The 26005-nt window shown below is 69.4% G+C and carries 20 protein-coding genes; 11 read left to right on the forward strand and 9 right to left on the reverse strand.

Going from position 1 to position 26005, the window contains the following annotated elements; translation table 11 throughout:
* Window position 1 precedes the first annotated feature (1 nt).
* From recX to ACTFO6_RS01055, 4 genes are all read left to right on the forward strand, one after another.
* A complete protein-coding gene (recX, locus tag ACTFO6_RS01040) occupies window positions 2-445 on the forward strand; it encodes a recombination regulator RecX (RefSeq protein ID WP_439932599.1) in 444 nt (147 codons plus the stop codon).
* Between the two features lie 24 nt (window positions 446-469).
* Complete coding sequence (gene alaS, locus ACTFO6_RS01045) at window positions 470-3088, forward strand: alanine--tRNA ligase (RefSeq protein WP_439932600.1); 2619 nt, start codon at window positions 470-472, stop codon at window positions 3086-3088.
* A gap of 15 nt (window positions 3089-3103) precedes the next feature.
* Window positions 3104-3559 (forward strand): PaaI family thioesterase, encoded by a 456-nt coding sequence (locus ACTFO6_RS01050; RefSeq protein ID WP_439932601.1) that lies wholly within the window; start codon window positions 3104-3106, stop codon window positions 3557-3559.
* A gap of 105 nt (window positions 3560-3664) precedes the next feature.
* Window positions 3665-4306: a MarC family protein gene (locus tag ACTFO6_RS01055; RefSeq protein WP_439932602.1), complete on the forward strand. Its 642-nt coding sequence runs from the start codon at window positions 3665-3667 to the stop codon at window positions 4304-4306.
* 7 nt (window positions 4307-4313) lie between these two features.
* On the opposite strand, the gene ACTFO6_RS01060 is transcribed toward ACTFO6_RS01055, so the two are convergent.
* The 6 genes from ACTFO6_RS01060 to ACTFO6_RS01085 form a co-directional block, all read right to left on the reverse strand.
* Window positions 4314-5690 (reverse strand): phosphomannomutase/phosphoglucomutase, encoded by a 1377-nt coding sequence (locus tag ACTFO6_RS01060; protein WP_439932603.1) that lies wholly within the window; start codon window positions 5688-5690, stop codon window positions 4314-4316.
* A gap of 64 nt (window positions 5691-5754) precedes the next feature.
* On the reverse strand, window positions 5755-6789 hold the full coding sequence (locus ACTFO6_RS01065; RefSeq protein WP_439932604.1) for a hydrolase: 1035 nt from the start codon (window positions 6787-6789) through the stop codon (window positions 5755-5757).
* A gap of 24 nt (window positions 6790-6813) precedes the next feature.
* Entirely contained in the window at window positions 6814-7236 is a 423-nt protein-coding gene (locus tag ACTFO6_RS01070; protein WP_439932605.1) for a YybH family protein, read from the reverse strand.
* A complete protein-coding gene (gene waaF / locus ACTFO6_RS01075; protein WP_439932606.1) occupies window positions 7233-8267 on the reverse strand; it encodes a lipopolysaccharide heptosyltransferase II in 1035 nt (344 codons plus the stop codon). The genes ACTFO6_RS01070 and waaF overlap by 4 nt, the downstream gene beginning before the upstream one ends.
* Window positions 8268-8365: 98 nt before the next feature.
* Complete coding sequence (locus tag ACTFO6_RS01080) at window positions 8366-8572, reverse strand: zinc-finger domain-containing protein (RefSeq protein WP_439932607.1); 207 nt, start codon at window positions 8570-8572, stop codon at window positions 8366-8368.
* 9 nt (window positions 8573-8581) lie between these two features.
* Window positions 8582-9502: a branched-chain amino acid transaminase gene (locus ACTFO6_RS01085; protein ID WP_439932608.1), complete on the reverse strand. Its 921-nt coding sequence runs from the start codon at window positions 9500-9502 to the stop codon at window positions 8582-8584.
* Between the two features lie 243 nt (window positions 9503-9745).
* Between ACTFO6_RS01085 and ACTFO6_RS01090 the strand changes: the two genes are divergently transcribed.
* Window positions 9746-11056 carry an adenylate/guanylate cyclase domain-containing protein gene (locus ACTFO6_RS01090; RefSeq protein ID WP_439932609.1) on the forward strand — a complete coding sequence of 437 codons (1311 nt, stop codon included), beginning with the start codon at window positions 9746-9748 and terminating at the stop codon, window positions 11054-11056.
* Between the two features lie 9 nt (window positions 11057-11065).
* Here the strand turns inward: ACTFO6_RS01090 and glnE are convergent, their stop codons facing one another.
* Window positions 11066-13777, reverse strand: coding sequence for a bifunctional [glutamate--ammonia ligase]-adenylyl-L-tyrosine phosphorylase/[glutamate--ammonia-ligase] adenylyltransferase (gene glnE / locus ACTFO6_RS01095; protein ID WP_439932610.1), 2712 nt, complete (start codon window positions 13775-13777; stop codon window positions 11066-11068).
* 500 nt (window positions 13778-14277) lie between these two features.
* Between glnE and ACTFO6_RS01100 the strand changes: the two genes are divergently transcribed.
* The 4 genes from ACTFO6_RS01100 (at window position 14278) to ACTFO6_RS01115 (ending at window position 21807) form a co-directional block, all read left to right on the forward strand.
* The gene (locus ACTFO6_RS01100; protein ID WP_439932611.1) at window positions 14278-18102 is read left to right on the forward strand and encodes a YhdP family protein; all 3825 of its coding nucleotides are present in this window, start codon (window positions 14278-14280) and stop codon (window positions 18100-18102) included.
* 85 nt (window positions 18103-18187) lie between these two features.
* Window positions 18188-19069, forward strand: a complete 882-nt coding sequence (locus ACTFO6_RS01105) for a carbon-nitrogen hydrolase family protein (protein ID WP_439932612.1) — start codon at window positions 18188-18190, stop codon at window positions 19067-19069.
* A 7-nt stretch (window positions 19070-19076) separates the two neighbouring features.
* Complete coding sequence (gene tldD / locus ACTFO6_RS01110) at window positions 19077-20561, forward strand: metalloprotease TldD (RefSeq protein WP_439932613.1); 1485 nt, start codon at window positions 19077-19079, stop codon at window positions 20559-20561.
* A 103-nt stretch (window positions 20562-20664) separates the two neighbouring features.
* Entirely contained in the window at window positions 20665-21807 is a 1143-nt protein-coding gene (locus ACTFO6_RS01115) for a 3-deoxy-7-phosphoheptulonate synthase (protein ID WP_439932614.1), read from the forward strand.
* A gap of 25 nt (window positions 21808-21832) precedes the next feature.
* On the opposite strand, the gene ACTFO6_RS01120 is transcribed toward ACTFO6_RS01115, so the two are convergent.
* Window positions 21833-22384, reverse strand: coding sequence for a cob(I)yrinic acid a,c-diamide adenosyltransferase (locus tag ACTFO6_RS01120; protein WP_439932615.1), 552 nt, complete (start codon window positions 22382-22384; stop codon window positions 21833-21835).
* A 172-nt stretch (window positions 22385-22556) separates the two neighbouring features.
* On the opposite strand from ACTFO6_RS01120, the gene ACTFO6_RS01125 reads away from it, so the two are divergent.
* Together ACTFO6_RS01125 and ACTFO6_RS01130 are read left to right on the forward strand one after the other, a co-directional pair.
* Window positions 22557-22802 (forward strand): hypothetical protein, encoded by a 246-nt coding sequence (locus tag ACTFO6_RS01125; protein ID WP_439932616.1) that lies wholly within the window; start codon window positions 22557-22559, stop codon window positions 22800-22802.
* A complete protein-coding gene (locus tag ACTFO6_RS01130; protein WP_439932617.1) occupies window positions 22803-23870 on the forward strand; it encodes a sulfite exporter TauE/SafE family protein in 1068 nt (355 codons plus the stop codon). It begins immediately after the preceding gene.
* Here ACTFO6_RS01130 and ACTFO6_RS01135 read toward each other — a convergent pair.
* Window positions 23832-25994: a SulP family inorganic anion transporter gene (locus tag ACTFO6_RS01135; protein ID WP_439932618.1), complete on the reverse strand. Its 2163-nt coding sequence runs from the start codon at window positions 25992-25994 to the stop codon at window positions 23832-23834. The two genes, ACTFO6_RS01130 and ACTFO6_RS01135, sit on opposite strands and share 39 nt — an antisense overlap.
* Between the last annotated feature and the right edge of the window lie 11 nt (window positions 25995-26005).

Below are 26005 nucleotides of genomic sequence, written 5' to 3' on the forward strand. Positions count from 1 at the left end.
CGTGGCGGCCACGCTGCGGGACCGGGCCCTGAGGCTACTCGCCCGCCGGGAGCATACCCGGGCGGAGCTTAAGCGCAAGCTCGCCCCCCACGCCGACGAAGAGGACGACCTGGAGGCGTTGCTGGATTGCCTGGAGAGGGAAGGCTGGCTCTCGGAGCGGCGCTACGTGGAGCAGCTCCTCGCCTCCCGCGGCGGCCGCTACGGGAGCCTGCGCATCGCCCAGGAGCTCAAGGAGAAGGGCGTTGCGGGCCCGCTGGCTGAGGCGGCCTTGAGCGAGGCGCGGCGGCTGGACGAGGCGAGCTGTCGGGCGGTGTGGGCGAAGAAGTTCGGGCGCGTTCCCCGCACGCCGGCGGAACGGGCGCGGCAGGCCCGCTTCCTCCAGTCCAGGGGGTTCAGCCTCGAGGCGATCGGCAAGGTTCTGAAAGGCCCGGCCGGGGACGAGTGAATATCACGTAAACCCAGTACCGCGATGAAAAGCAGCGAAATCCGAAGCAGGTTCCTGCAGTACTTCGAATCCAAGGGCCACACCATCGTGCCCTCGAGCCCCCTCGTGCCCGCAAACGATCCCACGCTGCTCTTCACCAATTCGGGCATGGTCCAGTTCAAGGACGTCTTTCTCGGCAACGAGAAGCGCCCCTACGTGCGCGCCGCCACGGCCCAGCGCTGCGTGCGCGCCGGCGGCAAGCACAACGACCTGGAGAACGTGGGCTACACCGCGCGGCACCACACCTTTTTCGAGATGCTGGGCAACTTCAGCTTCGGCGACTACTTCAAGCGGGAGGCGATCCACTACGCCTGGGACCTGCTCATCAACCACTTCAAGATCCCGACGGAGCGCACCTGGATCACCGTGTACCAGGACGACGACGAGGCCTATGACGTGTGGGTGAAGGAGATCGGCGTCCCCGCCGACCGAGTCACCCGCATCGGCGACAAGCCCGGGGGGCAGAAGTACCAGAGCGACAACTTCTGGGCCATGGGGGACACGGGCCCGTGCGGGCCGTGCTCGGAGATCTTTTACGACCACGGACCGGAAGTGCCCGGCGGCCCGCCGGGCAGCCCCGAGGCCGAGGGCGAGCGCTACATCGAGATCTGGAACCTGGTGTTCATGCAGTTCAACCGGGACGAGCAGGGGGTGCTGCACCCTCTGCCCAAGCCCAGCGTGGACACGGGCATGGGGCTCGAGCGCATCGCGGCGGTGCTCCAGGGCGTGCATTCCAACTACGAGATCGACCTGTTCCGGGACTTGATCCGGGCAGCGGCCCGGGAGACGGGCGCCTCGGATCTCGCGAGCAACTCCCTCAAGGTCATCGCCGACCACATCCGCGCCTGCGCCTTCCTGATCGTGGACGGGGTGATCCCGGGCAACGAAGGCCGCGGCTACGTGCTGCGCCGGATCATCCGGCGGGCCATCCGCCACGGCTACAAGCTGGGACAGAAGCGGCCCTTCTTCCATCGCCTAGTGGATGATTTGGCGCGGGTGATGGGCGACGCCTACCCGGAGCTGCCGGCGGCCAAGGACCGGGTCGCGGCCATCCTCAAGCAGGAGGAGGAACGCTTCGCCGAGACGCTGGAAAACGGCATGCGGGTGCTGGAGCAGGCGCTGGCCCGCAGCGAGGACAAGATGCTGGACGGAGAGACCGTGTTCCAGCTCTACGACACCTACGGCTTCCCGGTGGACCTCACCGCGGACATCGCCCGGGAGCGCAACGTGCTGGTGGACTACGCCGGGTTCGAGGCGGCCATGCAGCGCCAGCGGGAGCGGGCCCGGGCCGCTTCCCGGTTCCAGATGGGGGCGAGCGTGGACTACGCCGGCCGGCCCACCGAGTTCCACGGCTACGACACCTTGAAGCTGGAGGCCACGGTGGTGGCTCTGTACAAGGAGGGCACCCAGACCGAGGAGATCCAGTCGGGGGATTCCGCCGTAGTGGTGCTGGACCGCACCCCCTTCTACGCCGAGTCCGGCGGCCAGGTGGGGGACCGGGGGGAGCTCGCGGGGGTGAACGGGACCTTCGCCGTGGAGGACACCCAGAAGATCCAGGCGGAGGTTTTCGGCCACAAGGGGACGATGAAGACCGGCCGGCTCCAGGTGGGGGACAGGGTGACGGCCACGGTGGACGCCTGGGCGCGCCACCACGCCATGTGGAACCACTCGGCTACCCACCTGCTTCACGCGGCCCTGCGCCAAGTCCTGGGGCCCCACGTGCAGCAGAAGGGCTCCCTGGTGGACCCCTACAAGACCCGGTTCGATTTCTCCCACCCCGCGCCCCTCACCCCGGAGCAGATCCGCCAGGTGGAGCAACTGGTGAACGAGCAGATCCGGCGCAACATCGAGGTATCGGCGCGGATCATGAAGTTCGACGAGGCCATGAAGGCCGGGGCGCTGGCCTTCTTCGGCGACAAGTACGGAGACGAGGTGCGGGTGATCGGCATGGGGGATTTTTCCACCGAGCTGTGCGGCGGCACCCACGTGAAGCGCACCGGCGACATCGGGTTGTTCAAGATCGTCTCCGAGACCGGGGTCGCGGCCGGCATCCGCCGCATCGAGGCGGTGACCGCGGACGCGGCCCTGGAGTACGTCCAGAAGCAGCAGGCGCAACTGGAAACCATCGCCGGCCTGCTTAAGACTTCGCCCCAGGAAGTACCGCAGAAGATTGCCCAGATCGTGGAGAACGTGAAGCAGTTGGAGAAGGAGTTGAACCGCTTCAAGTCCAGGCTCGCCGCCTCCCAGAGCGACGACCTGGCCGTCCAGGCCATGGACGTGAAGGGCGTCAAGGTGGTGGCGGCCACCATCGACGGAGCCGGCGCGCCGGCGCTGCGGGAGGCGGTGGACAAGCTCAAGGAGAAACTGAAGAGCGCCATCGTGGTGCTGGGTTCGGTGGAAGGCCAGAAAGTGACCTTGATCGCCGGCGTCACCCCGGATCTGACCGGCAAGGTGAAGGCCGGGGAGCTGGTGAACTACGTGGCGAGCCAGGTGGGCGGGAAAGGGGGGGGTAGGCCGGACCTGGCCCAAGCGGGGGGCAACGATCCTGCGAAGCTGCCTGCGGCGCTGAAGGGGGTCACTTCGTGGGTGCAGGAGCGGCTTTGATGAGGATGAGGACGAATGGCGGACAAGGAATCGACGAGCAAGACTTTTCGGCGCCCGGAGGTGACCGTGGAGGCGCTCAACCGACGCAGCCCCGGCCATCTCCCGGGGCTGGTGGGCATGGAAGTGCTACAGGTGGAGGAGGGCCGGCTGGAGGCGCGGCTCTCGGTGCGGCCTGAGCTCATGGCCACCAACGGCTTTCTCCACGCGGCGACGGTGATCGCCCTGGCGGACACCTCCTGCGGCTACGCGACCCTGGCCCACCTGCCGGAGGGGGCGAGCAGCTTCACCACCATCGAGCTCAAGGCCAACCTCCTGGGCACGGTGCGGGAGGGGGGCATCCGCTCGATCGCCCAGGCCCAGCACCTGGGCAAGAGCACCCAGGTGTGGGACGCGGTGGTGACCGATGAGGGCACCGGGCGCAAGATCGCGCTCTTCCGTTGCACCGAGATGATCCTCTACCCGAAGGAATAGCGGTAGGGTGCGTAGAGCGAAGCGAAACGCACCGAGGGGCGCCGGTCGACGGTGCGCCCTGCCGCGGAAGCAATCCTGAGTCAGGTTTGAGGCTCGGTGCTCGCCATGGAGGGGCTAGCGTCTTGGACCGACTATACCCGGTTCCTGGTCACCCTCACCGCGGTCCTCGATCCCTTTTTCATCGTCCCGTTCTTTCTCGCCTTCACCGCTGGCTGGAAACCGGGGGAACGCCGGCGCCTCGCCCGGGTGATCACCCTCACCGTAGCGGCGGTGCTCACCGGCTTCGCCCTGGCGGGGGAAGCGGTGCTCCAGTTCATGGGGGGGAGCCTCGCCTCTTTCCGGGTGGGAGGCGGCCTGGTGCTGCTGCTGATGGCCCTTGCCATGCTCAACGCCGAGCCCGGCGGCATCCGCCAGTCCCAGAAGGAAGCCCTGGAATTCGACGCCCACGCCACCGGCGGCGTGGTGCCCCTGGCCATCCCCCTGCTGGCGGGGCCGGGGGCCATCAGCACCGTCATCATCGCGGTGGAGCGGGGGGGATTCGCCCACACGCTCGCCATTCTCGGCTGCATCCTGGCGGTGTGCGGACTGCTCTGGACCGTGCTTCAGCTCGCCGCCCCCATCGGCCGGCGCCTGGGAACCACCGGCCTCAACGTGGCCACGCGGCTGCTAGGGTTGCTTCTCACCGCCATCGCCGTGGAAACCATGGCGGTGGGCTTGAAGGCCCTGTTCCCCGGCTGGGCGGGGTGAAGGGCTCTCAGAACGGCAACCGGGCGTCGGGCTTCGCTTCCAGGATCACCCGGCGGAATTCCTCCTGGATCCTTTTGAGGGCGGTCTCGCTCTCCGCCTCGAAGCGCAATACCACCACGGGCGTGGTGTTGGAAGCGCGGGCGAGTCCGAAGCCGTCCTGGTACTCGACCCGCAGCCCGTCCAGGGTGATGACCTGTTCCGCCCCGGGGAAGCGGGCGGTTTTCTGCAGCTTCTCGATCAGGGCGTAGTTCTCCCCCTCCTCAAGCTTGAGCTGCAGCTCCGGGGTGGAGACCGCGTCGGGGATGGCGTGGAGCGTTCCCGTCACGTCCTTCTGCTTGGACAGGTACTCGAGGAGCCGGGCGCCGGCGTAGAGCCCGTCGTCGAACCCGTACCAGCGCTCCTTGAAGAAGAAATGGCCGCTCATCTCGCCGGCGAGCAGGCCCCCGGTCTCCCGCAGCTTGGCCTTGATGAAGGAGTGGCCGGTCCGGCACAGGACCGGGCGTCCCCCGTGGCGCTCGATCCAGGGCGCCAGGTGGCGGGTGGATTTCACGTCGAAGATCACCTGGGCGCCGGGATTGCGGGAAAGCACGTCGGCGGCGAACAGCATCAGCAGACGATCGGGATAGACGATGCGGCCGTCCTTGGTGACCACCCCCAGCCGGTCCCCGTCCCCGTCGAAGGCGAGCCCCAGCTCGGCGTCGGTGGCGGCCAGGGTGCGTTTCAAGTCCTCCAGGTTGGCCGGCACGGAGGGGTCGGGATGATGGTTGGGGAAGGTGCCGTCCACCTCGCAGAAGAGCTCGATCACTTCGCAGCCGAGCCGCCGGTAGAGCTCGGGGGCGAAAGCGCCGGCCACCCCGTTGCCGCAATCCACGGCGATCTTCATCCGGCGCGCGAGCTTCACATCGCCGGTGATGCGACCGAAATAGGCTTCCCGGATGTCGTGGGTGCGGTACGTTCCCTCGCCGCTCGTGAGCTCTCCCCGCTCCAGCCGCAGCCGCAGCGCCTGGATCGCCTCCCCGGCTAGGGTTTCGCCGCCCAGCACGATCTTGAGCCCGTTGTAATCCGGAGGGTTGTGGCTGCCCGTGATCATGACGCCAGAATGGGTTCCAAGATCGTAGGTGGCGAAATAGAGCACGGGGGTCGCTACCCGACCCACGTCGATCACGTCCACGCCGCTCTTCGCGAGCCCCTGGGCCAGGGCGCGGGAGAGCTCGGGACCGGAGAGCCGCCCGTCCCGACCGATCGCGACCGCCTTCTGGCCGCGAGCCCGGGCTTCCGAGCCGATGGCCTGGCCGATGCCCTCCACGATGGCAGGAGTGAGGGTTTTCCCCACGATCCCGCGCACGTCGTAGGCCTTGAAGATTTCCTTGGGGTAGTCCGTCACGGCGATTCCTTCCTTCGATCCTTTGGCCTTTGCACCGTCCTCGCCCGAGGGGGCGTTTCGGGTCTCAGGGAAGCGGCGCATCCTCTCGGGATGTTACTCCAACTCGCCCCGCCGGCTCGACGGGGGCGTGCCCGGCGAAGAACCCGAGCATCCGCCGGGGCAGCCACTGCAGATGGCCGGGGAAGGGGCCGCAGACGAATCCGGCGTGCCCTCCGGTCGCCAGCACCTCCAGGGTCACGGCGGGGGACACCTCGGCGGGGCGGGGTACGGCCCATTGGGGAAGAAAGGGGTCGTCCCGGGCGTGGACGATGAGGGTCGGCACGGCGATCCGCGCCAGATGGGGCTTGCTACTCGCCCGGGCCCAGTAGTCGTCCGCGTCCCGGAAGCCGTGGAGCGGTGCCGTCACTACGTCGTCGAAGGCTTCAAACGTGCGCGCCCGCCGGACCCGGTCCGCGGGGTAGAGTCCGGGAAAGCGTTCCAGCTTTTCCAGGCTTTTTCGCTTGAGCGAGCGGAGAAAGTGGCGGGTGTAGACCCGGTTGAATCCTTTTGCGAGCCGCCGGCCGGCGGCGGCCAGATCGAAGGGGACCGAGGCGGCGGCCGCGGCTCGCACCACGGAACGGGCGCTGGGGCCCCGCTCCCCCAGCCACTTGAGGAGCGCGTTGCCCCCCAGGGACACCCCCACGGCGAAAAGCGGCGCGCCCGGTTCTTGGTTTTTCAGGCGATGGAGCACCCAGTCCACGTGCTCCGTGTCCCCCGAGTGGTAGGCCCGGGGCCGCCGGTTAAGCTCGCCGCTGCAGCCGCGGAAGTGGGCCACCACCCCCCGCCAGCCCCAGCGCTCCGCTTCAAAGAGGAGGGCCTGGGCGTAGTGGCTGCGGGAACAGCCCTCGAGCCCGTGGAACAGCACGATCAGAGGCCCCGTGCCGGGGGCGTCGAGCCAGTCCAGGTCCACGAAATCCCCGTCGGGGGTGTCCCAGCGGGTGCGCTGGAGCCGCACCGAAGGCCTGGGGCACAGGAGCGCGGCGTAGAGGGTCTGGAGATGACCGCCCGGGAGCCAGCGGGGCGGCCGGTAGGCGATGGGCGGCACGGGCGATCGGTTCACGGCGGATCCTGCGCTGAAAACTACTCAGTGGAGGGTGATGGCCCCGGGCTCGCCCTCGGGCGGCGCCTCCTCCGAGCCGGGGGAGGCGTGGTGCAGGACCAGGCGCCAGCCCCCGGCAGTCAGGGCGTACACGTTGGTGGCGATCACCAGTCCCGAGCGCTCTCCCGCGACCTGGATGTTCTCGTGCACCGTGTGCACCGCCATCAGGGCGCCGCGCCACACCCGGCGATGGGTGATCCGGAAGCGTAAGGTGGGTCCCCGGGAGAACAGCCGCCGCCAGCTTTCCCGCACTTCTTCCAGCCCATCGAGGCGCTTGCCCCCCGGATGGATGCAAGCCACCTCTTCGTCTTCGGCCCAGACCTCCATCATCGCCTCCAGGTCGGCCCGCTGGAAGGCTTCATAAAAGGCGCTCTCCGCCTCGTCGGGGCTGGCGAAGCGCCGGCTCACGGGTTGCCTCCCGGGACGAGGCGGGCGATCTCCTCCAGCACCCGTTCAGGGGTCAGGTCCACCATGCAGCGGAAGTGGCCCAGGGGGCAGACCCGCTTAAAACACGGGCTGCAGGGCAGGCCGAGGCGCAGGATGCGGGCGTGGGGGGATAGGGGCGGGGTGTAGTCCGGGCTCGACGAGCCGAACAGGGCCACCAGGGGCCGGTCCAGGGCGGCGGCGACATGCATCAGGCCCGAGTCGTTGCTCACCACCAGGCTCGCCGCCGAAATGAGGTCGATCGCCTCCTCCAGGGAGGTCTTGCCGCACAGATCGAGCACGGGGGCGGCGATCCCGTCCTGGGCAGCCGTCGCGATCGCCTGGGCAATCTCCCGATCCTTGGCCGAGCCCAGCAGCCATACAGCGTGACCCTTCCCAGCGAGGGCCCGGGCGAGGGCAGCGAAGTGGGCGGCCGGCCAGCGCTTCGCCGGCCCGTACTCGGCGCCGGGGCAGAAGACGGCCACGGGGCCGCTCCCTAGGAGGCCCAGCCGGGCGAGGGTCGCCCGGCGGGCCGCCGGATCCGCCGCCAGGTGGGGGTGGGGGAGGGGGCGGGGAAGGGGCGCGCCCCGGGGCTCGGCGAGGGCCGCGTAGCGCTCCGCGAGGAGAGGATGTTCGGTCTTGTCGAGGAGGCGCGCGTCGTTCAAGAGCCCGTAGCGGGCCTCCCCCACATAGCCGGTGCGCACCGGGATGCGGGCGAAGAAGGGCGCCAGAGCCGACTTGAGGGAGTTGGGCAGCACGATCGCCTGATCGTAGCGGTGGCGCTGGAGCCGCCGGCCCAGGCGAAACCGGTCGGCCAGCCGCAGGCTGCCGTGGGGAAATGGGTTCTCGATCACCGCGTCCACCTCCGGCATGCGCTTGAATAAGGCGGCCGACCAGGCCGGGGCCAGCACGTCGATGCGGGGCGGCTCGGGGCGGGCCTTGAGCCGCGCGAGCAGCGGCTGGGCCATCACGCAGTCGCCGACCCAGGAAGGAGCCACCACCAGAATCTTGTCCATGGAGCGAAGCCCGGGTCGCGGCGTCCCGGCCCTGGGAAGCGGCCGGCTCGGCCCGCGGGCCTCCCCGCGGCCGCAGTCCGGGCGGCAGTCGCCGGCGGTCAGTGGCGGCCCGAGGACGCCCCGCCTTTCAGTTTGTACAGGGTGCCGCAGTAGGGGCACAGGGACGAGCCCGTCTTCTCGATCGGCAGGAACACCCGGGGATGGGCGTTCCACAACTTCTGGGACGGCATCGGGCAGTGCAAAGGGAGATCGGCGGCGGTCACCTCTACCACCCGCTGCCGGTTTTCCGTCTTGTTCTCTTCCATGGGCGGCCTCTAGAGGAAGCTCAGCCAGCCGAGATGCTTCTCCGACCGGCCGTTCACCACGTCGAAAAACATCGATTGCAGCCGGGCGGTCACCGGGCCGCGGCTACCGCTACCGATCATCCGATTGTCCAGCTCCCGGATGGGGGTTACTTCCGCGGCGGTGCCGGTGAAAAACGCTTCGTCCGCAATGTAGACCTCGTCCCGGGTGATGCGCTTCTCCACCACGGTGAGGCCCGCCTCCCGGGCGAGCTGGATCACCGTGTCCCGGGTGATGCCCTCCAGGGCGGAGGTGAGGTCCGGGGTGTAGAGCACGCCGTTGCGCACGATGAAGATGTTCTCCCCCGAGCCCTCGGCCACGTAACCCTCCACGTCCAGGAGCAGCGCCTCGTCGTAGCCGTCGTTGGTGGCCTCCTGGTTGGCCAGGATGGAATTGGAATAGCTGCCCACGGCCTTGGCCTTGCACATGGTGACGTTCACGTGGTGCCGGCTGAAGGAGGAGGTCTTGACCCGGATGCCTTTCTCCAGCCCCTCCGCCCCCAGGTAGGCCCCCCAGGGCCAGGCGGCGATGGCCACGTGCACCGAGATGGTCTTGGCCGAGATGCCCAGGGCCTCGGCGCCGTAGAAGGCGATGGGCCGCACGTAGCAGGATTCCAGCTTGTTGGCCCGCACCACCTCCTTTTGCGCCTCCAGCAGGGTCTCCCGGTCGTAGGGGATCTTCATGCCGAAGATATGGGCCGAGCGGTACAGGCGCTCCGTGTGCTCCTCGAGGCGGAAGATGGCCGTTCCCCGCGCGGTCTTGTAGGCCCTCAGGCCCTCGAACACCCCCAGGCCGTAGTGCAGGGTGTGGGTGCACACGTGGGTGGTGGCCTGGCGCCACGGCACCAGCTTGCCGTCGTACCAGATGAAACCGTCGCGGTCGGCTAATGACATAAGGGCGGCTCCAATGAGGCGGCTCCAGCGCGTCGAAAGGCCGACATTTTACTGCAAAAATCCGACGCCCACGGCGGCGCGGCCGCCCGCGGGCGCCGCGCCCGGGCGCGCAAGGCCCAAATTATGAAGAGGAAAATCCCCGGCCGGCGGGCCGTCGGGGCGGCCCGGCACTGGCCTACGGTTTGCTTCGCTTCCCCGATGCACAAGCTTGCCGTGAGCCGGGCACAAGGAGAATCCCAGGCAATGGGTGGCAGGTTTCCATCGGCGCTGGCCGCGCTCAAGACGGCGGGGGGGGGCTTGCCGCTGCCGGAGGAGGAGAGCCTCAAGCGCCAGCTCCTGGTCTTCGCCGCCGGGCTCATGAGCTTCGGCGTCATGGCCTGGCTCGCCATCTACTGGGCCATGGGGGTGGCCTTCTCCACCACCGTGCCCCTCTCCTACCAGCTCGCCCTGGTCGCCTCCCTCACGTATTTTTTAATCGGCGGCAACTTCGCCGTCTTCCGCCTGGTCCAGCTCAGCCTGTTCCTGTTCTTTCCCTTCCTGATGCAATGGAGCATCGGCAGCTTCGTGACCTCCTCGGGGGTGATGCTGTGGGCGCTGCTGGCGCCGGTGGGCGCCCTGGTGGTGCAGGGCCCGCGGGAGTCGATCCCCTGGTTCGTGGCCTACGGCGCCATGACGGCCCTGTCCGGCTTCTTCGACTACTACCTCGCCGCGCCCGGGCAGGCGGCCCTTCCGATGCAGGCGATCGCGGTGTTCTTCGCCTTGAACTTCGCCGGCGTCTCCTGCGTGGTCTATGCTCTCCTCGCCTACTTCGTCGCGGCGAACGCCCGCATCAAGGCACGCCTCGACGAGCAGCACCGGCTGCTGGAGGAGGAGCAGCGCAAGAGCGAGCGGCTGCTCAACAACATCCTGCCGGCGCCCATCGCCCGGCGGCTGAAGGCGGGCGAAAGCGTCATCGCCGACGGTCATGGCGATGTCATCGTCATGTTCGCCGACCTGGTCAACTTCACCCGGCTCACCCAGGAGCTGCCCCCCGAGCGCCTGGTGGCCCTGCTCGACAAGGTCTTTTCCATGTTCGACGCCCTGGTGCAGGCGCACGGGCTGGACAAGATCAAGACCGTGGGGGACGCCTACATGGTGGCGGGCGGGCTCGCGCCGGAGAATCTCCGTCCCCACCGGGCTGTGGCGGAGCTGGCGCTGGCGATGCGCGCCCTGATCGGCGCCCACCCCGAGCTGCGCGCCCACGGACTCAACATCCACGTGGGCATCGCCTCGGGTCCGGCCATGGCCGGCGTCATCGGCACTCGGCGCATCGTCTACGACCTGTGGGGGGACACGGTGAACACCGCGAGCCGGCTCACGGCGGAAGCGCCCCCGGGCTGCATCCAGGTGGACGCCGCCACCCACCTGCGACTCGCCGGCGAATACACTTTCGAGGGTCCGGTGGAGATCCTGGTCAAGGGCAAGGGAAAGATGGCCGTCTATCGGCTCCTCGGGCGCAAGGCGCCGGGCAGGCGCGGCCTCGCCACCGAGCCAGTGAGCGTCGCAAGCGGATAAGCGGCCGAGTCAATCCTCCCCGAACACGCTGCGCCACAGCTCGCCCACCGCGGCCACCGCCTCGGCCACCTCTTCGAGGGGGACGCGGGCGTAGCGGGCCCCGTTCAGCCGCAGGTGGTGCTGGCGGCGGCGGAACTCCCGGTAGCCCCGCCGCACCCGCTCGGCCAGCTCCTCCGGGATGAGGGAGAGGGCGGCGGCGAGCCTGAGCAGCGCCAGGTTGCCGATGTTGGCGGTGAGCTCCGGGTGGGCGTGGGAGTACCCGAGGACCAGGTACTGGACCGTGAACTCCACGTCGATGATCCCGCCCCGGTCGTGCTTCAGGTCGAACAGCCCGCTCTTGTTGGGATGGGCCTCCAGCATTTTCCGCCGCATGGCCGTGATCTCGCGCTTAAGGGCGGCGAGATCCCGCCGCTGGCACAGCACTTCCTTGCGGATCGCCTCGAAGCCTTCCCCCACGGCCGCATCCCCGGTCACGAAGCGGGCCCGGGTCAAGGCCTGGTGCTCCCACACCCAGGCCTTCTCCCGCTGGTAGGCGGCGAAGGCTTCCAGCGGCGAGACCAGGAGGCCGCTCGCCCCGTCGGGCCGCAGCCGCAGGTCGGTGTCGTACAGCACGCCGGCGGGGGTGTAGCTGGTGAGCCAGGAATTGATGCGCTGGGCGAGCCTGGCGTAGACCTCGGGGGCGGCCGGGTCGGGGTCCTCGTAGAGGAAGATCAGGTCCAGGTCGGAGGCGTAGCCCAGCTCCTTCCCGCCCAGCTTCCCGTAGCCGATGATGGCGAAGCGGGGCGCCTCCCGGTGGCGGCCCTTGAGGCCGGCCCAGGCGAGGCGCAGCACCTCGGAGAGGATCAGGTCCGCCAGGGCCGTCAAATGATCGGCCAGGGTCTCCACGGGGAGCAGCCCTTCCAGGTCCTTGGCCAGCAGCCGGAACACCATGGCGTGGTGGAAGTGGCGCAGCACGTCCATCTGCCGCTCGGTGTCGCCTTCGGCGTCGTCCAGGAGCTGGCGCAGTTGCTGGGCCGCCTGGCGCCAGTCGGGGGCGCTGTAGAGCTCCCGGGCGTCCAGCAGCTCGTCCAGCACGATGGGGTGGCGGGTGAGATAGTCGCAGGCCCAGCGGCTGGCGCTGGCCACCTTGGCCACCCGCTCCAGCGCCTGGGGGTATTCGCTGAGCAGGGCGAGGTAGGCCGCCCGGCGGCTCACCGCCTCCAGCAGGTTGAGGAGCCCCTCCAGGGTGGCGTCGGGATTGGCCTGGCGGGCGGCCGAGACGATGACCGCCGGCACCAGGGCGTCCAGCACCCTCTGGCTGGCGCGGGACAGGCTCTGGTAGCGGGGCCCCCGCCGGAACTTGGCGAGCCGGTCGCAGATCGACTCGGCGTCCCGGTAGCCCAGCTCGGCCAGGCAGGCGGTCGCCTGGTCGGCGGGGAGGCGTTCTTCCCACAGGGCCTCCAGGGCGCCGTGGGCGGGCGCCGGCTGGGGGCCGGCGAAGACCTGCTCGAAATGGCGGGTGACCGCCGCCCGGTGCCGGGCGAGGGCCTCGGCGAGCTGCGGCCAGCCGGCGAAGCCCATGGCCTCGGCGACGAGGGCCCGGTCGGCGGCGGACTCCGGCAGGGACTGGGTCTGCTGGTCGTCCAGGTACTGGAGCCGGTGCTCCAGGTGGCGCAGGAACCCGTAGGCCTCGGTCAGCTCCGCCACCGCCGCCTCGGGCAGCAGCTTCATTTCCCCCAGGCACCGCAGCACGGTGAGGGTGGGGCGGGCCCGCAACTGGGGCACCTGGCCGCCCCGGATCAACTGGAACACCTGGGCGATGAACTCAATCTCCCGGATGCCCCCCGGGCCCAGCTTGATGTTGTCCATGAGCTCCCGGCGCTTCACCTCCTCCCGGATCTGGGCGTGGAGGCTGCGCATGGAGGCGTAGGCGCCGAAGTCCAGGTACTTGCGGAAGACGAAGGGGCGGGTGAGCCGCTCCAGCTCCTGGGCCCGGCTGCCGCACACCACCCGGGCCTTGATCCAGGCGTAGCGCTCCCACTCCCGCCCCTGGGTGATCAGGTAGTGCTCCAGGCTCGGGAAGTTCACCACCAAGGGGCCGCTCTCTCCGAAAGGGCGCAGGCGCAGGTCCACCCGGAAGACGAAGCCCTCGGGGGTGAAGTCGTGGAGCGCCCCCGCGAGCCGCTGGCCCAGGCGGGTGAAGAACTCGTGGTTGCTGATGGGCTTGGAGCCGTCGGTCTGCCCCTCCTCGGGGTAGACGAACACCAGGTCCACGTCGGAGGAGACGTTGAGTTCCCCGCCTCCCAGCTTGCCCATGCCCACCACCAGCAGGTCCTGGGGGCGGCCGGTCTCGCCCCCGACGGGGTGCCCGTAGCGCTGCGCCAGCCAGGCGTGGTGGGCGTCCCGCGCCCGGGTAATGGCGAGATCCGCCAGCGCCGTCATGGTGCCGGTCACCTCCTCCAGGGTGGCGAGCCCGCCCAGGTCCCGGGCCATCACCCGCAGCATCACCCGGCGGCGCAATTGCCGCAGGGCCGAGGCGAGCTGGCCCGGATCCCCTGCCGGCCGTTCGTCCAGGAAGGCCTGCATGGCCTGGGGCGTGTAGGGTTCCCGTACCCGGGCGGCCAGCTCTTCGCCCAGGGAAGGATCGGCGGCCAGCAGGCGATCCGCGTAGCGGCTCAAGCGCCGCACGCGGGAGAGGAACTCGGTGGCCAGGCCGGAGGTGGCAGGGTTTTCGGCGCCCATAGGGAGAGGTGGGTTAACCCGGACATTTCACGAGGGACTCGGGGGGATGGGGCGGGGCCGGGCGAGAGAGGTTCCCCGCAGCCGACGAAGCCCGTGGTGGAGCCCACGGGCGAGGAGAGGCGCGCCAGCGCGCGGAGCAGGGGCCCCGCTTCGCGGGGATGCGACCGCAGAGGCGCGCGTCGCCCGCTCCCGGGTCGCACCTTTGCCCTTCGGGCGTAGGCATCCGCCGTCCGCGAGCGCGACAAGATGGCCGCCCCGCCCCCGCCAGGACCCGAGGAGCCCGGCGGGACAAATTGCTCTTACGCTGCCTTCCAACAAAACTCGCTGATCCTGTGCAGCTTGACTTCATTTCAGGGGCGTCTTCGTGAAATATCTGGGTTAAACTAACGGAGCCTCTGGCTCGTCGCGCGGGTGGCCATTTTCGCGGCGGTTGGGGGAAGATTTCCCGCAATTCTAATCGCCGGGGCGCCGGTTAAGCGAAACGCCCTGGGAAGAGGTCCTTGAGCCCGCTCTCCCGTACCCTGTCGGCCACGTTGCGCGGCCTGCGCCATTTCTCCCGCGCCGCCCTGTTCGTCCTGCTGGCCGGGTTCCTCGGCCTCGCGGTCTCCCTCCTGGCCCTGCGCTACGGGTTGTTCCCCAACGCCGACGCCTTCCGCGGTCACGTGGCCCGCTACGCCGAAGAAGCCCTGGGACTTCCGGTGACCCTGGGCCGCCTGGAGGCCGGCTGGCGGGGCTTGCGGCCCGAGCTGCGGGTGAGCGAGGTGCGGGTGCTGGACCCCGCCGGGCAGCCCGCCCTCGCCCTGGGGCGGGTGGAGGCGGTCCTCTCCTGGTCCGCCCTGCTGCGGGGGGAATTGGGTTTTTACCGGCTGGCGGCCGACGCGCCGGCGGTCCACGTGCGGCGGGACCCCCAGGGCGGGTGGTGGGTCGCGGGCCTGGCCCTAGATCGAACCGGGGAGGGCGCCTCCAACGCCTTGGGCGGATGGCTGCTGCGCCAGCGGTCGGTGCTCGTGCGGGGTGCCGCGCTGGTATGGGAGGACGGGTTGCGGGGCGCCCCGCCCCTGGCCCTCACCCAGGTGGAGCTGCGGCTGGAAAACGGCTTCGGGCGGCATCGCTTCGCCCTGGAAGCTTCGGCGCCGGCGGCTGGAGGCGGGCGCCTGGAGGTGCGGGGCGACCTGAAGAAGGGGCTCTTCTTCGATAACCTGAAAAGCCTGAAGGGCGAGGTGTACCTAGCCCTGGACCGGATGGACGTGGCCGCGTGGCGGCCCTGGCTTCCCCTTCCCGAAGGCCTGCGCACGGGCACCGGCGCCGCCAGGGCCTGGGTGACCCTCCAAGGGGGCGGAGCCGTCGCGGTGACGGCGGACGTGCAGTTGGCCGGCGTGGTGGTGGCCCTTTCCCCCGAGCTGCCCCCCCTCGCCCTGACCGCCTTGGGCGGGCGGCTCGGCTGGAACCGGGAGGCGGGGGGGTACGAGATATCGACCCGGGGCTTGAGCCTCACGACCCGGGAGGGCCTGCGCCTCGCCCCCACTGATTTCCGCTTCCGGCGCACCGGGGAAGGGGCGGACGTCCGGTGGGAGATCCAGGCGAACGCCCTGGACCTGGGGGTGCTGGCGAGCCTCGCCCGCCATCTGCCCTTGCCCGTGGAGGTGCAGCAGCGGCTCGCGGCGCTGGCGCCCCGGGGCATGGTCTCGGGGCTGGAAGCTTCGTGGCGGGGAGACTTGGCCGCCGCGAGCGACTACCGGGTGCGGGCCCGGTTCGACGCCCTGGAGCTCAGCCCCTACGGGCACGCGCCCGGGTTCCGGGGCCTAAGCGGCACAGTGGAGGGGAGCGATCGGGCGGGCTCCTTCGCCTTGTCGGGCAAGGGGGCGATGCTCGACCTTCCCCGGGTTTTCCCCCGGCCCCTGGCCTTCGACCAATTGGCGGTGCAGGGCGGATGGGTGAAGAAGGGGGAGCAGGGCACCGAGATCAGTCTCCGCCAGGTGACCTTCGCCAACGCCGACCTGGCGGGCAGCGCCGCGGGCCGATACTGGACCGCCCCTTCGGGCCCCGGCCGCATCGATCTCACCGGAAGGCTCACCCGGGCCGAAGCCCGCCGGGTCCACGCCTATCTGCCTTGGGTGGTGAACGAAGAAACCCGGACATGGCTGCGGGACGCCCTCCTGGCCGGTCGGGCTTCCGATGGGGAGATCGTCCTCAAGGGGGCGCTGGAACACTTCCCCTTCGCCGAGGAGGGCCAGGGGGAGTTTCGGGTGACCGCCAAGGCGTCCGGGGTGCAGCTCCACTACGCCGATGGCTGGCCCCGGATCGAAGGGATCGAAGCGGACCTGGCTTTCCGGGGGGCGGGAATGGAGATCACTTCGGGCCGCGGCACCCTCCTGGGGGCCCGGGTGAGCGGCGTGCGGGCGGTGATTCCGGACCTGGGCGCCCCGGAACCCCAGCTCACGGTGACCGGGGAAGCCCAGGGGGACACCAGCGCCTTCTTGCGCTTCATCGACGAGAGCCCGGTGGGCAGCCGCATCGGGGGCTTCACCCGGGGGATGGAGGCGGCGGGGAGTGGGCGGCTCGCCTTGAAGCTGACGGTGCCCTTGCGCCACAGCCGGGACGCCACGGTGGAAGGCGCCTACGCCTTCCAGGCCAACCGCATCGCCTTTCTGGCCGGCGTGCCGCCCCTGGAGGAAGTGACGGGAACGCTGCGCTTCACCGACCGGGAGGTGGCGGCGGAGGGGATCGACGCCCGCTTCCTGGGGGGGCCGGTCCGCCTTTCCGCCACCACCGCGGGGGACGAAGTGCGCCTGACCGCCAGCGGGCGCCTGGAAGCCGAGGCCTGGCAGGCGAGGGGGGCGCCGAACTGGGCTCGGTTCACCTCCGGCGCCGCCGACTGGCACTTCGTCCAGGTGATCCGCCGGGACGCCACCGAAGAGACGCTGGAATCGTCCCTGGAGGGGCTCGCCCTGGCCTTGCCCGCTCCCCTGGCGAAATCCGCCCAGGAGCCCCTACCCTTGCGGGTGACCCGGCGGCCGGCCGGCCCTGGATCCTCCGCCCTCACCGTCTCCCTGGGCGAGCGGGCGTCCGCCCAGCTCATCTTAAGTGGCGCGCCGTCCTCCGCCGCCCTGGAGCGGGGCATCCTCGTGCTGGGGGCCGGGACGGCGGAGGCGCAGCGGCAAGGGCTGTGGATCACCGGCTCGACTCCCACCCTCGACCTGGACCGCTGGCTGGAATGGATGCCCAAAGAAGGCGCCGGAACCGGTCCGGGCCTGATCGGCTTCGATTTCCGGGCGGGGCGCCTGTTCGCTTTCAACCGCCTGTTCCACGAGGTGGAGGCGGCGGGGGAGCAACGCCAGGGCACCTTGAAGCTGCGCCTCGCCGGCCGGGAGATCGCGGGGGACGTGACCTGGGAGGGCGCCGGCAGTGGAAAGCTCACGGCCCGCCTGGACCGGCTCACCATCCCCTCGGACGAAACCCTGGGGCGGGGCGAGGCGGAGGCGTTGCCCAAGGAACGGGACCTCCCGGGCCTGGACATCGTGGCCGAGCGCTTCACCCTGAACCAGATCCCCCACGGCCGGCTGGAGCTCCTGGCCCGACCCCAGGGAGGGTTGTGGCGCATCCATAAGCTCTCCCTGGAGCATCCCGACGGCGTGCTCACCGCTTCCGGGGAGTGGCGGCGGCGTCCCGGCCCCCCGCGCACCCGGTTGTCCGTGGACCTGGCGGTGGCCGACCTGGGGCGCTTCGCCTCGCGCCTCAAGCTGGGGGAAGGGATGCGCGGCGGCGCGGGCAGCGTCAAGGGCACCCTGGAGTGGAACGGAGTTCCCTACGCCATGGATTACCCGACCCTCGCGGGTCAGCTTACCCTGGCGTTCGACGACGGCCAATTCCTGGAGGCGGAGCCGGGGGTGGCGAAGCTCCTGGGCATCCTGAGCCTGCAGGCGCTGCCCCGGCGCGTCGCCCTGGATTTCACCGACGTCTTCAGCAAGGGCTTCGCCTTTGAGAAAATCCGCGGCGAGGTGCGCCTCGCCCAGGGAATCGCCCGCACCGAGGAACTCTCCATCGACGGCCCTTCCGCCCGGATAAGGATGCAGGGCGAGGTGGATCTCGCCCGGGAGACCCAGAACCTGCGGGTCAAGGTAATGCCCTCCCTGTCCGAGACGGCGGCCCTTGCCACCGGCGTGGTCGGCGGACCCGTGGTGGGCCTGGCGACCCTGGCCCTTTCCAAGGTGCTCAAGGACCCCTTCGATCAGATGGCGGCGTTTGAATACCACGTGGCGGGAACCTGGGTGGATCCCAAGGTGACCAAAATTCCCAGACGTATCGGCAACCTGCTGCCTCCATGAGCCGCTTACCCGTATTCCATCCCCATTCCACGATGCCGGCGGCTACTGGAGACCCGCTGCGGGTCGGGGCTTGCGGAGGGCGGAAATGACGCTGGCCGACACCGGCGCCGCACCGGCTGGCCTCGTGGACGAGGCGGGGGGAGCCCGTTCCCCCTTCCGCGCAGCGGCGGTGCAGATGGTGTCGGGGCCCCGGGTGGACGAGAACTTGAAGGAAGCCGCCCGGCTCGTGGAGCAGGCGGCGGCGGGCGGCGCCCGGCTGGTGGTGCTGCCCGAGAACTTCGCCCTCATGCCCTTGCGGGACCAGGATCGGCTTGAGGCAGCGGAAGCGCCGGGGGACGGGCCGATCCAGGCCTTTCTGAGCGCCCTCGCCCGGCGGTTCGGGATCTGGATTGCCGGGGGCTCGGTGCCCCTCAAAGCAAGCCGGCCCGACAAAGTCTACAACAGCCTGCTCCTCTACGACGAAGAGGGGCGAGCGGCGGCCCGCTACGACAAGATCCACCTGTTCGGGCTTGACCTCGGCCAGGAGCGCTACGACGAGGCCGCCACCATCGAGCCGGGGACCGAGGTGGTGGCGGTGGATACCCCCTTCGGGCGCGTGGGCCTGTCCATTTGCTACGACCTGCGCTTCCCGGAGCTCTACCGGGCCATGGGAACGGTGGACCTGATCCTTGCTCCTTCCGCCTTCACCGCCACCACGGGACGGGCCCACTGGGAAGTGCTGGTGCGGGCCCGGGCCATCGAGAACCTGGCCTACGTGGTGGCGCCGGCCCAGGGGGGCGTCCACCCCAACGGGCGGGAGACCCACGGCGATACCATGATCGTGGACGCTTGGGGCACGGTGCTGGGGCGGCTTCCCCGGGGCGCCGGGGTGGTGAGTGCCCCGGTGGACCCGGCCTACCAGGCGCGGCTGCGGCAGAGCCTGCCGGCCCTCGCCCATCGCGCGGTGCGCCGGTGCCGAATACAATGACGGGACCATGAACGATCCTCTGGCCGACGCCACCCTCATCGAGGCCGCCGATCCGGCGCGGTTGCTGGAAACCGCCCGCAGCCGGCTGCTCGCCCCCGCGTGTCTCGACACGCCCCAGCTCGAGCGGGTCTTCGGCCAGCTCTTGACCCAGGGCGTCGAGGTGGCGGACCTGTATTTCCAGTACAGCCGGGCCGAGAGCTGGACGCTGGAGGAAGGCATCGTCAAGGCCGGCAGCTTCAACATCGACCAGGGCGTGGGCGTGCGGGCGGTCGCCGGCGAGAAAACGGCTTTCGCCTATTCCGACGACATCAGCCTGGCGGCCCTGGAGTCGGCGGCTCGGACCACCCGGGCCATCGCCCGCCAGGGGGGAAGCCGCCCGGTGCCAGCGCCACGCCCGGCCCGGGGGCTCCGGCTCTACGAGCCGGTCGACCCGCTGGCGACCCTCTCCGCGTCCGACAAGGTGGCGCTCCTCACCCGGCTGGAAAGCTACGCCCGGTCGCTGGACCCGCGGGTGACCCAGGTGATCGCCAGCCTGGCCGGCGAGTACGAGGTGGTGCTGATTGCCTCGAGCACGGGTCTGCTGGCCGCCGACGTGCGCCCCCTGGTGCGCCTCACGGTCCAGGTGATCGCCGAAGCCAGGGGCCGGCGGGAACAGGGTGTGAGCGGCGGCGGCGGCCGCTTCGGCTACGCCTACTTTACCGACGAAGTACTGCGCGACTACGCGAAGAAGGCGGTGGACCAGGCCCTGGTGAACCTGGAGGCGCGCCCGGCGCCCGCGGGCACCATGACCGTGGTGCTGGGGCCGGGCTGGCCGGGCATCCTGCTCCATGAAGCGATCGGCCACGGGCTGGAGGGGGACTTCAACCGCAAGGGCAGCTCCGCCTTTTCCGGCCGCCTCGGCGAGCGGGTGGCGGCTCCGGGGGTCACCGTGGTGGACGACGGCACCCTGCCTCAGCGGCGCGGCTCCCTCAACGTGGACGACGAGGGCACGCCCACCCAGTGCACGGTGCTGATCGAAAACGGCGTGCTCCGAGGCTACCTGCAGGACACCCTGAACGCCCGGTTGATGGGTATGGCGCCCACGGGCAACGGCCGGCGGGAATCCTTCGCCCACCTCCCCATGCCCCGCATGACCAACACCTACATGCTGGCCGGCCGCCACGATCCGGAGGAGATCATCCGTTCGGTGGACCGGGGGCTTTACGCAGTCAACTTCGGCGGCGGCCAGGTGGACATTACCAGCGGCAAGTTCGTCTTCTCCGCCGCCGAGGCCTACATGATCGAGAACGGCCGGGTGACCTACCCGGTCAAGGGGGCGACCCTCATCGGCAACGGCCCCGATGTGCTGACGCGTGTGTCCATGATCGGCAACGACCTGAAGCTCGATCCGGGCATCGGCACCTGCGGCAAGGAAGGGCAGAGCGTGCCGGTGGGCGTGGGCCAGCCCACCCTGAAGATCGAGGGGCTCACCGTCGGCGGCACTGCTGAATAGCCGCTCCCGCCGCGGTCTTTCGCGGCGGGAGCGGCGTGTTCTGTTATAATCCAGCCCCTTTCAGGTACTTATAAAGCGCGACGAGGCGTCGCGCGACCCGACCATGATCCTGATCCTCGAAGAAAACGTGGACCTGAACGGTCCCGAGTTCAAACAGTTGATGGAGCACCTGGGCTCGCTGCCGGGCATCCAGACCCGTATCCACCACGAGAAGGGCACCGAGCGGGTGTTGACCGAGGTCTACCTGATCGGCAGCACGCTGCAACTTTCGGTGGAGGATATGAAGGCCCTACCCTGCGTGGAGCGGGTCGTGCGCGTCTCCGAGCCCTACCGCGTGCTGGGGCGCCACAAGGACGACCAGCGGCTCTCCCACTTCGACTACAACGGTCTGCGCTTCGGCCAGGACACGCTGCACGTGTTCGCGGGCTTGTGCGCGGTGGACACCCGCGAGCACGTGGAGATGATGATGCGGGCGCTGCGGGACAACGGCCAGGTGTGCACCCGCATGGGCGCCTACAAGCCCCGCACCAGCCCTTATTCGTTCCAGGGCCACGGCAAGGACTGCCTGCCCTACGTGTTCGAGCTCGCGGGCAAGTACGGGATCAAGGTGATCGCCATGGAGATCACCCACGAGGATCACATCGATCAAATCCGCGAAGCGCTGCACATGACGGGCAACCCGACCGGCGTCATGCTCCAGATCGGCACCCGCAACGCCCAGAACTTCGAGCTGTTGAAGGCCGTGGGCCGGCAGCAGGAGTTTCCGGTCCTGTTCAAGCGCGGCTTCGGCATCACGCTGGACGAGTCGCTGAATGCCGCCGAATACCTGGCTTCCGAGGGCAACCGCAAGGTGATCTTCGGGCTGCGGGGCATGAAGACCAACATGGGAGACCCCCACCGCAACTTCGTCGACTTCTCCCACGTGGCGGTGGTGAAGCGGCTCACCCGCATGCCGGTGTGCATCGACCCTTCTCATTCGGTGGGCTCCCGAGCGATGGCCCCCGACGGGCTGCTGGACATCATGCACGTGACCGCTCAGGGGGTGATCGCGGGGGCCAACATGATCCTGGTGGACTTCCACCCGGAGCCGTCCAAGGCGCTGGTGGACGGCGCCCAGGCGCTGACCCTGGCCGAACTGCCCTATTTCCTCGAGGACGTAAGGATCGCTCGGGAGGCCTACCTCAAGCGGGCGGCCCTGGCGGAGAAGTTCCACGCCTCCTCCAGCGCCACCCCGGCGGCGGCCTGAGCGCGGCAAACGGCGGCGCGCTGGGCTAGCGGTTTTTTCCCGGCTGCCACAGCACGTCGCCCTGGCCGTGCTGGCGGTTGAGCACCCGCGCCAGGACAAACAGCAAGTCGGAGAGGCGGTTCAGGTACTTGAGGGCGGTGGGGCTCACGACCTCCGCGTTGGCCAGCGTGACCAGCCGGCGTTCTGCCCGGCGGCAGACGGTGCGTGCGAAATGGCACACGGCGGCCTGGCGCGCGCCGCCCGGCAGGATGAATTCCTTGAGCGGCGGCAGGTCGGCGTTGAAGCCGTCAAGGAGATGCTCGAGCCGTTCCACCTGCCGATCGCTGACGGCGGTATGCCCCGGAATGCACAGCTCGCCGCCCAGGTCGAAGAGATCGTGCTGGATGTCCACCAGGCACGACCGTACTTCGGGCGCGAGTTCTTCTGCGAGCAGGAGCCCAATCACGCTGTTCAACTCATCGACGGTGCCGAAGGCTTCCACGCGCAGCGAGTCCTTCGGCACCCGGGAGCCATCCCCGAGCCCGGTGGTGCCCTTGTCCCCCGTGCGGGTGTAGATCTTCGACAGCCGGTGTCCCACGTGCGGTCTTCCTCCGATGAACGTGGCCGCATTGTCGGCCGGGGCCTAGGGAAGGGTCAAGTCGCGGGCCAAAAGCGGCTCGATGCCGCCATAAGAACCCCCTATCAAGGGCCCGGACCCGGCGCCCTATAATCGCGCGAACCGTCCCGCTCCGATACCAAAAACGCCGGGAATGGAACGAGACAAGAAACCGCTGCTCCCCCTCGCCTTGAGCGGCGCCGGCTCCCTGGGGCTCTACCTGCTCCTGTTCCTGTTCGAGGACGAGATCATGCGTGCCTACACCCGGACCGACGGGTTGTACTGGCTGCTGCCGGTGGCGACGGCGTTCGTCTTCTCGCTCGTGCACGGGGCGTTTACGGGCTACTTCTGGGAGGTGCTGGGCGTGCGCGGCAAGAAGCCGAACGGAAGGAAGCGCTGAATGGAACAGATCGCCCCCCACTTCATCGAGCTCGAGCTGCCAGGGGTGATGTTTCTCCTGATGGTCGGCTTCATCGGCGGCCTGGTGTCGGGTTTCATCGGCTCCGGCGGCGCTTTCGTGCTCACGCCCGGCATGATGAGCATGGGGGTGCCGGGTGTCGTCGCCGTCGCAAGCAATATCTGCCACAAGTTTCCGAAGGCATTGGTAGGCGCGTACAAGCGCCATAAGTACGGCCACGTGGATATCAAGCTCGGTCTCTTCATGGCGGCTACGGCGGCCATGGGCGTATGGGTGGGCGCTGACATCCAGCAGGCCATCAAGGCCGCCCATGGCGAAGCGGGCTCCAGCCTGTACGTGAGCACCGCGTTCGTGCTCGTGCTGGTGGTCGTGGGGACATGGGTGCTCGCCGACGCATGGAAGGTCTACCGTCGGGGCGGTGACTCCATAGAGCAGACCCACCGCCTGGCGCGCTGGGTTCAAAGCCTTGAGATCCCGGGCACCATGGTGGAGTTCAAGGTGGCCAAGGTGCGCGTCTCCTTCCTGTTCATCCTGCCGCTCGGCTTCGCTACGGGTATGCTGGCCGCCACCATCGCGGTAGGAGGGTTTATCGGCGTGCCGGGCATGATCTACGTGCTGGGGGCCCCGAGCCTGGTGGCGAGCGCCACGGAGCTGGTGATCGCCTTCGTGATGGGTCTGGGCGGCACGATCAAATACGCCATGCACGGCCTGGTGGACATCCGGCTCGCCATGATCATCCTGGCAGGCTCCCTTTTCGGCATTCAGCTCGGCGCCATCGGCACCACGTATGTAAAGCCCTACATGATCAAGGTGGTCATGGGGGCCATCATGATGATTGTCGCGGTGAGCCGCGCCGTGGTGATCCCCGTCTACCTCGCCCAGCTCGGCAAGCTCGATTTGAGCCCCAAGCTCGTGGAGCTGTTCAAGGACGCGAGCTTCCTGTTCATGGTGGGGGGCGCTCGCCACGGGCGCCGTCATCATCGTGGGCGCCATGGTCCGGGGCCACCGGGATCACGCGCTGAGCGAGGCGGAAGAGGAGCCGGTGCCTGAATAGGGGCCCGGCTGGCGCAGCAGCGGGCAGGTCCGGGGATCGAAGTCCGGGGCATCGATGCGCTTCGCCAGCGCCTCCAGGGCGTCGTCCTCGCTGGCGAACAGGTTTTCCCGGCCGATTTCCTCGATCAACCCCGTGCGTTCCATGACCTCCAGCACCTGACGCTTCAGGCCGGAGAAGGAGAGGGTGACGCCGGCCTCCCGCAGGCGCGCGTTCAGGTGCCGCACCGTCTCTTCGCCGGAGGCGTCCATCTGGTTGATGCCGTCGGCCACCACCAGGATCTGCCGGGCCTTGGGAAAGCGGGCCGCCACGTCCAGGATGGCGGCTTCGAAGTACGGCGTGTTGGCGAAATAGAGCTGCCCGTCGAAGCGAACCGCCACCAGGTGCTCGCAGAGGGGCAGCCCGTGCAGGCGGGCGTCCCGCAGGGTGCCGTCGGGGTGGCGTCCCAGCACCGCCACCCGGGGCTTCATGGTGCGGTACAGGTAAAGCAGCACCGCGAGGCCCGCGCCCAGGAGGATGCCCTTGTCCAGGTGGGGGGCGAAGGCCAGGGTGGCGGCGAAGGTGACGAAGGCGGCGACGCCGTCGTGGCGATGGGCCCGCCAGACGTCGCGCATAGCCCGGAAGTTGATGAGACCCGCCACGGCCATCATGATGATGGCCGCCAGCACGGCTTGGGGCAGGTGGTAGAGCAGCGGGGTGAACAGTAGCAGGGTGATCACCACCATGCACGCCGTGAAGAGGGAGGACAGGCCCGTCCGGGCTCCGGCGCTGTAGTTCACCGCCGTCCTGGAGAACGAGCCGCTCACCGGAAAGGACTGGAATAGGCTGCCGGCCACGTTGGCCAGGCCCTGGCCGATCAGCTCCTGGTTCGCGTCCAGCCGCTGCCGGGTGCGGGTGGCGATCGCCTTCGCCACCGAGATCGCCTCCATGAACCCCACCAGGGCGATCACCAGCGCCCCCGAGAGCAGGGCGCCGACCCGTTCCAGGCTCACCTGGGGCAGCCGCAACTCCGGTAGCCCGGGCGGGATGGCGCCCACCACCTCCCCTCCGCCCGCGAGCCGCAGCTCGCCCTCGCTGATGCCGCGGATCCGCCACAACTGGCCGTCGCCCGGCAAGCCCTCGGGCAGCTCGCCGTGGAGGTAAAGGCGCGGCCCCTCGGGCGTCACGGCGCGCTCGAAGGCGAACTTGCGCAGGTCCCGCAGGCGCTTGCGATTCTCATTTTCCAGATCGGCGAGCTCTAGCCGTAGGATCTCCACCTGGTAGCGCAGGGCCACCGCGTGGCGGCTGCCGGCGCCGCCGGAGCGCTCCGCCGAGCGCAGCTCGTTCAAGCCGGCCTCGATTCGGCGCTGCAGCTCGGCGACGGCGGCCTGGGTCGCCAGGTAATCGACGGCGATGGAGCGCAGCGCCTCGTCGGCGATCTCGTCGGGCCGCGCAGCGCCTTTCTTCTCGAAACCGACGGCCCAGCTCAGGGCAGTGGTAATGATCGCCGCCACCAGCACGCCGGGCGCCCGGGGGGCGATCTTCTTGAGCGCCACCATGAGGCCGATGGCCCCTGTACCCATGGCCAGGGTGGGCCAATGGGTGTCGCCGAGCTGCAGCAGCACGCCCCACATGTCGAGGAGGAAACTTTCGCTTCTGCCTTTGCTGACGCCGATCAACTTGTTGAATTGGGAGGCGGCGATGATGAGGGCCGCCGCGTTGGTGAAGCCCACGATGACCGGGTGGGACAGGAAGTTCACCAGCGCCCCGAGGCGTAACACCCCCAGGAGAAGCTGCAGCACGCCCACCATGAGGGCCAGCAGGATCGCCAGCGCCACGAACTGCTCGGAACCGGCCGCTGCCAGGGGCGCCAGGACCGCCCCGGTGAGCAGGGACACCATGGCCACCGGGCCGGTGGCGAGCTGATGGGAGGACCCGAACGCGGCCGCCACGATGACCGGGACGAAGGCCGCGTATAGGCCGTAGTAGGGCGGCAGGCCGGCCAACTGGGCGTAGGCCAGGGACTGGGGCACCAGGACCAGGCCCACGGTGATGCCCGCCGCCAGGTCGGCCCGCAGGGTCGAGCCCTTCATCGGGAACCAGGCCAGGAAGGGAAAAAAGCGGGTCAAGGAGCGGGCGTTCATGGCGGGATGAT

The sequence above is a fragment of the Pelomicrobium sp. G1 genome (assembly GCF_051905455.1).
Classification (GTDB): Bacteria; Pseudomonadota; Gammaproteobacteria; order Burkholderiales; family UBA6910; genus Pelomicrobium.

What these genes read in the sequence shown, in the direction of transcription:
- alaS (WP_439932600.1), top strand. Translation starts at nt 470, where the DNA reads ATGAAAAGCAGCGAAATCCGAAGCAGGTTCCTGCAGTACTTCGAATCC.
- ACTFO6_RS01050 (WP_439932601.1), top strand. Translation starts at nt 3,104, where the DNA reads ATGGCGGACAAGGAATCGACGAGCAAGACTTTTCGGCGCCCGGAGGTG.
- ACTFO6_RS01055 (WP_439932602.1), top strand. Translation starts at nt 3,665, where the DNA reads ATGGAGGGGCTAGCGTCTTGGACCGACTATACCCGGTTCCTGGTCACC.
- waaF (WP_439932606.1), bottom strand. Translation starts at nt 8,267, where the DNA reads ATGGACAAGATTCTGGTGGTGGCTCCTTCCTGGGTCGGCGACTGCGTG.
- ACTFO6_RS01080 (WP_439932607.1), bottom strand. Translation starts at nt 8,572, where the DNA reads ATGGAAGAGAACAAGACGGAAAACCGGCAGCGGGTGGTAGAGGTGACC.
- ACTFO6_RS01085 (WP_439932608.1), bottom strand. Translation starts at nt 9,502, where the DNA reads ATGTCATTAGCCGACCGCGACGGTTTCATCTGGTACGACGGCAAGCTG.
- ACTFO6_RS01090 (WP_439932609.1), top strand. Translation starts at nt 9,746, where the DNA reads ATGGGTGGCAGGTTTCCATCGGCGCTGGCCGCGCTCAAGACGGCGGGG.
- glnE (WP_439932610.1), bottom strand. Translation starts at nt 13,777, where the DNA reads ATGGGCGCCGAAAACCCTGCCACCTCCGGCCTGGCCACCGAGTTCCTC.
- ACTFO6_RS01105 (WP_439932612.1), top strand. Translation starts at nt 18,188, where the DNA reads ATGACGCTGGCCGACACCGGCGCCGCACCGGCTGGCCTCGTGGACGAG.
- tldD (WP_439932613.1), top strand. Translation starts at nt 19,077, where the DNA reads ATGAACGATCCTCTGGCCGACGCCACCCTCATCGAGGCCGCCGATCCG.
- ACTFO6_RS01115 (WP_439932614.1), top strand. Translation starts at nt 20,665, where the DNA reads ATGATCCTGATCCTCGAAGAAAACGTGGACCTGAACGGTCCCGAGTTC.
- ACTFO6_RS01125 (WP_439932616.1), top strand. Translation starts at nt 22,557, where the DNA reads ATGGAACGAGACAAGAAACCGCTGCTCCCCCTCGCCTTGAGCGGCGCC.
- ACTFO6_RS01130 (WP_439932617.1), top strand. Translation starts at nt 22,803, where the DNA reads ATGGAACAGATCGCCCCCCACTTCATCGAGCTCGAGCTGCCAGGGGTG.
- ACTFO6_RS01135 (WP_439932618.1), bottom strand. Translation starts at nt 25,994, where the DNA reads ATGAACGCCCGCTCCTTGACCCGCTTTTTTCCCTTCCTGGCCTGGTTC.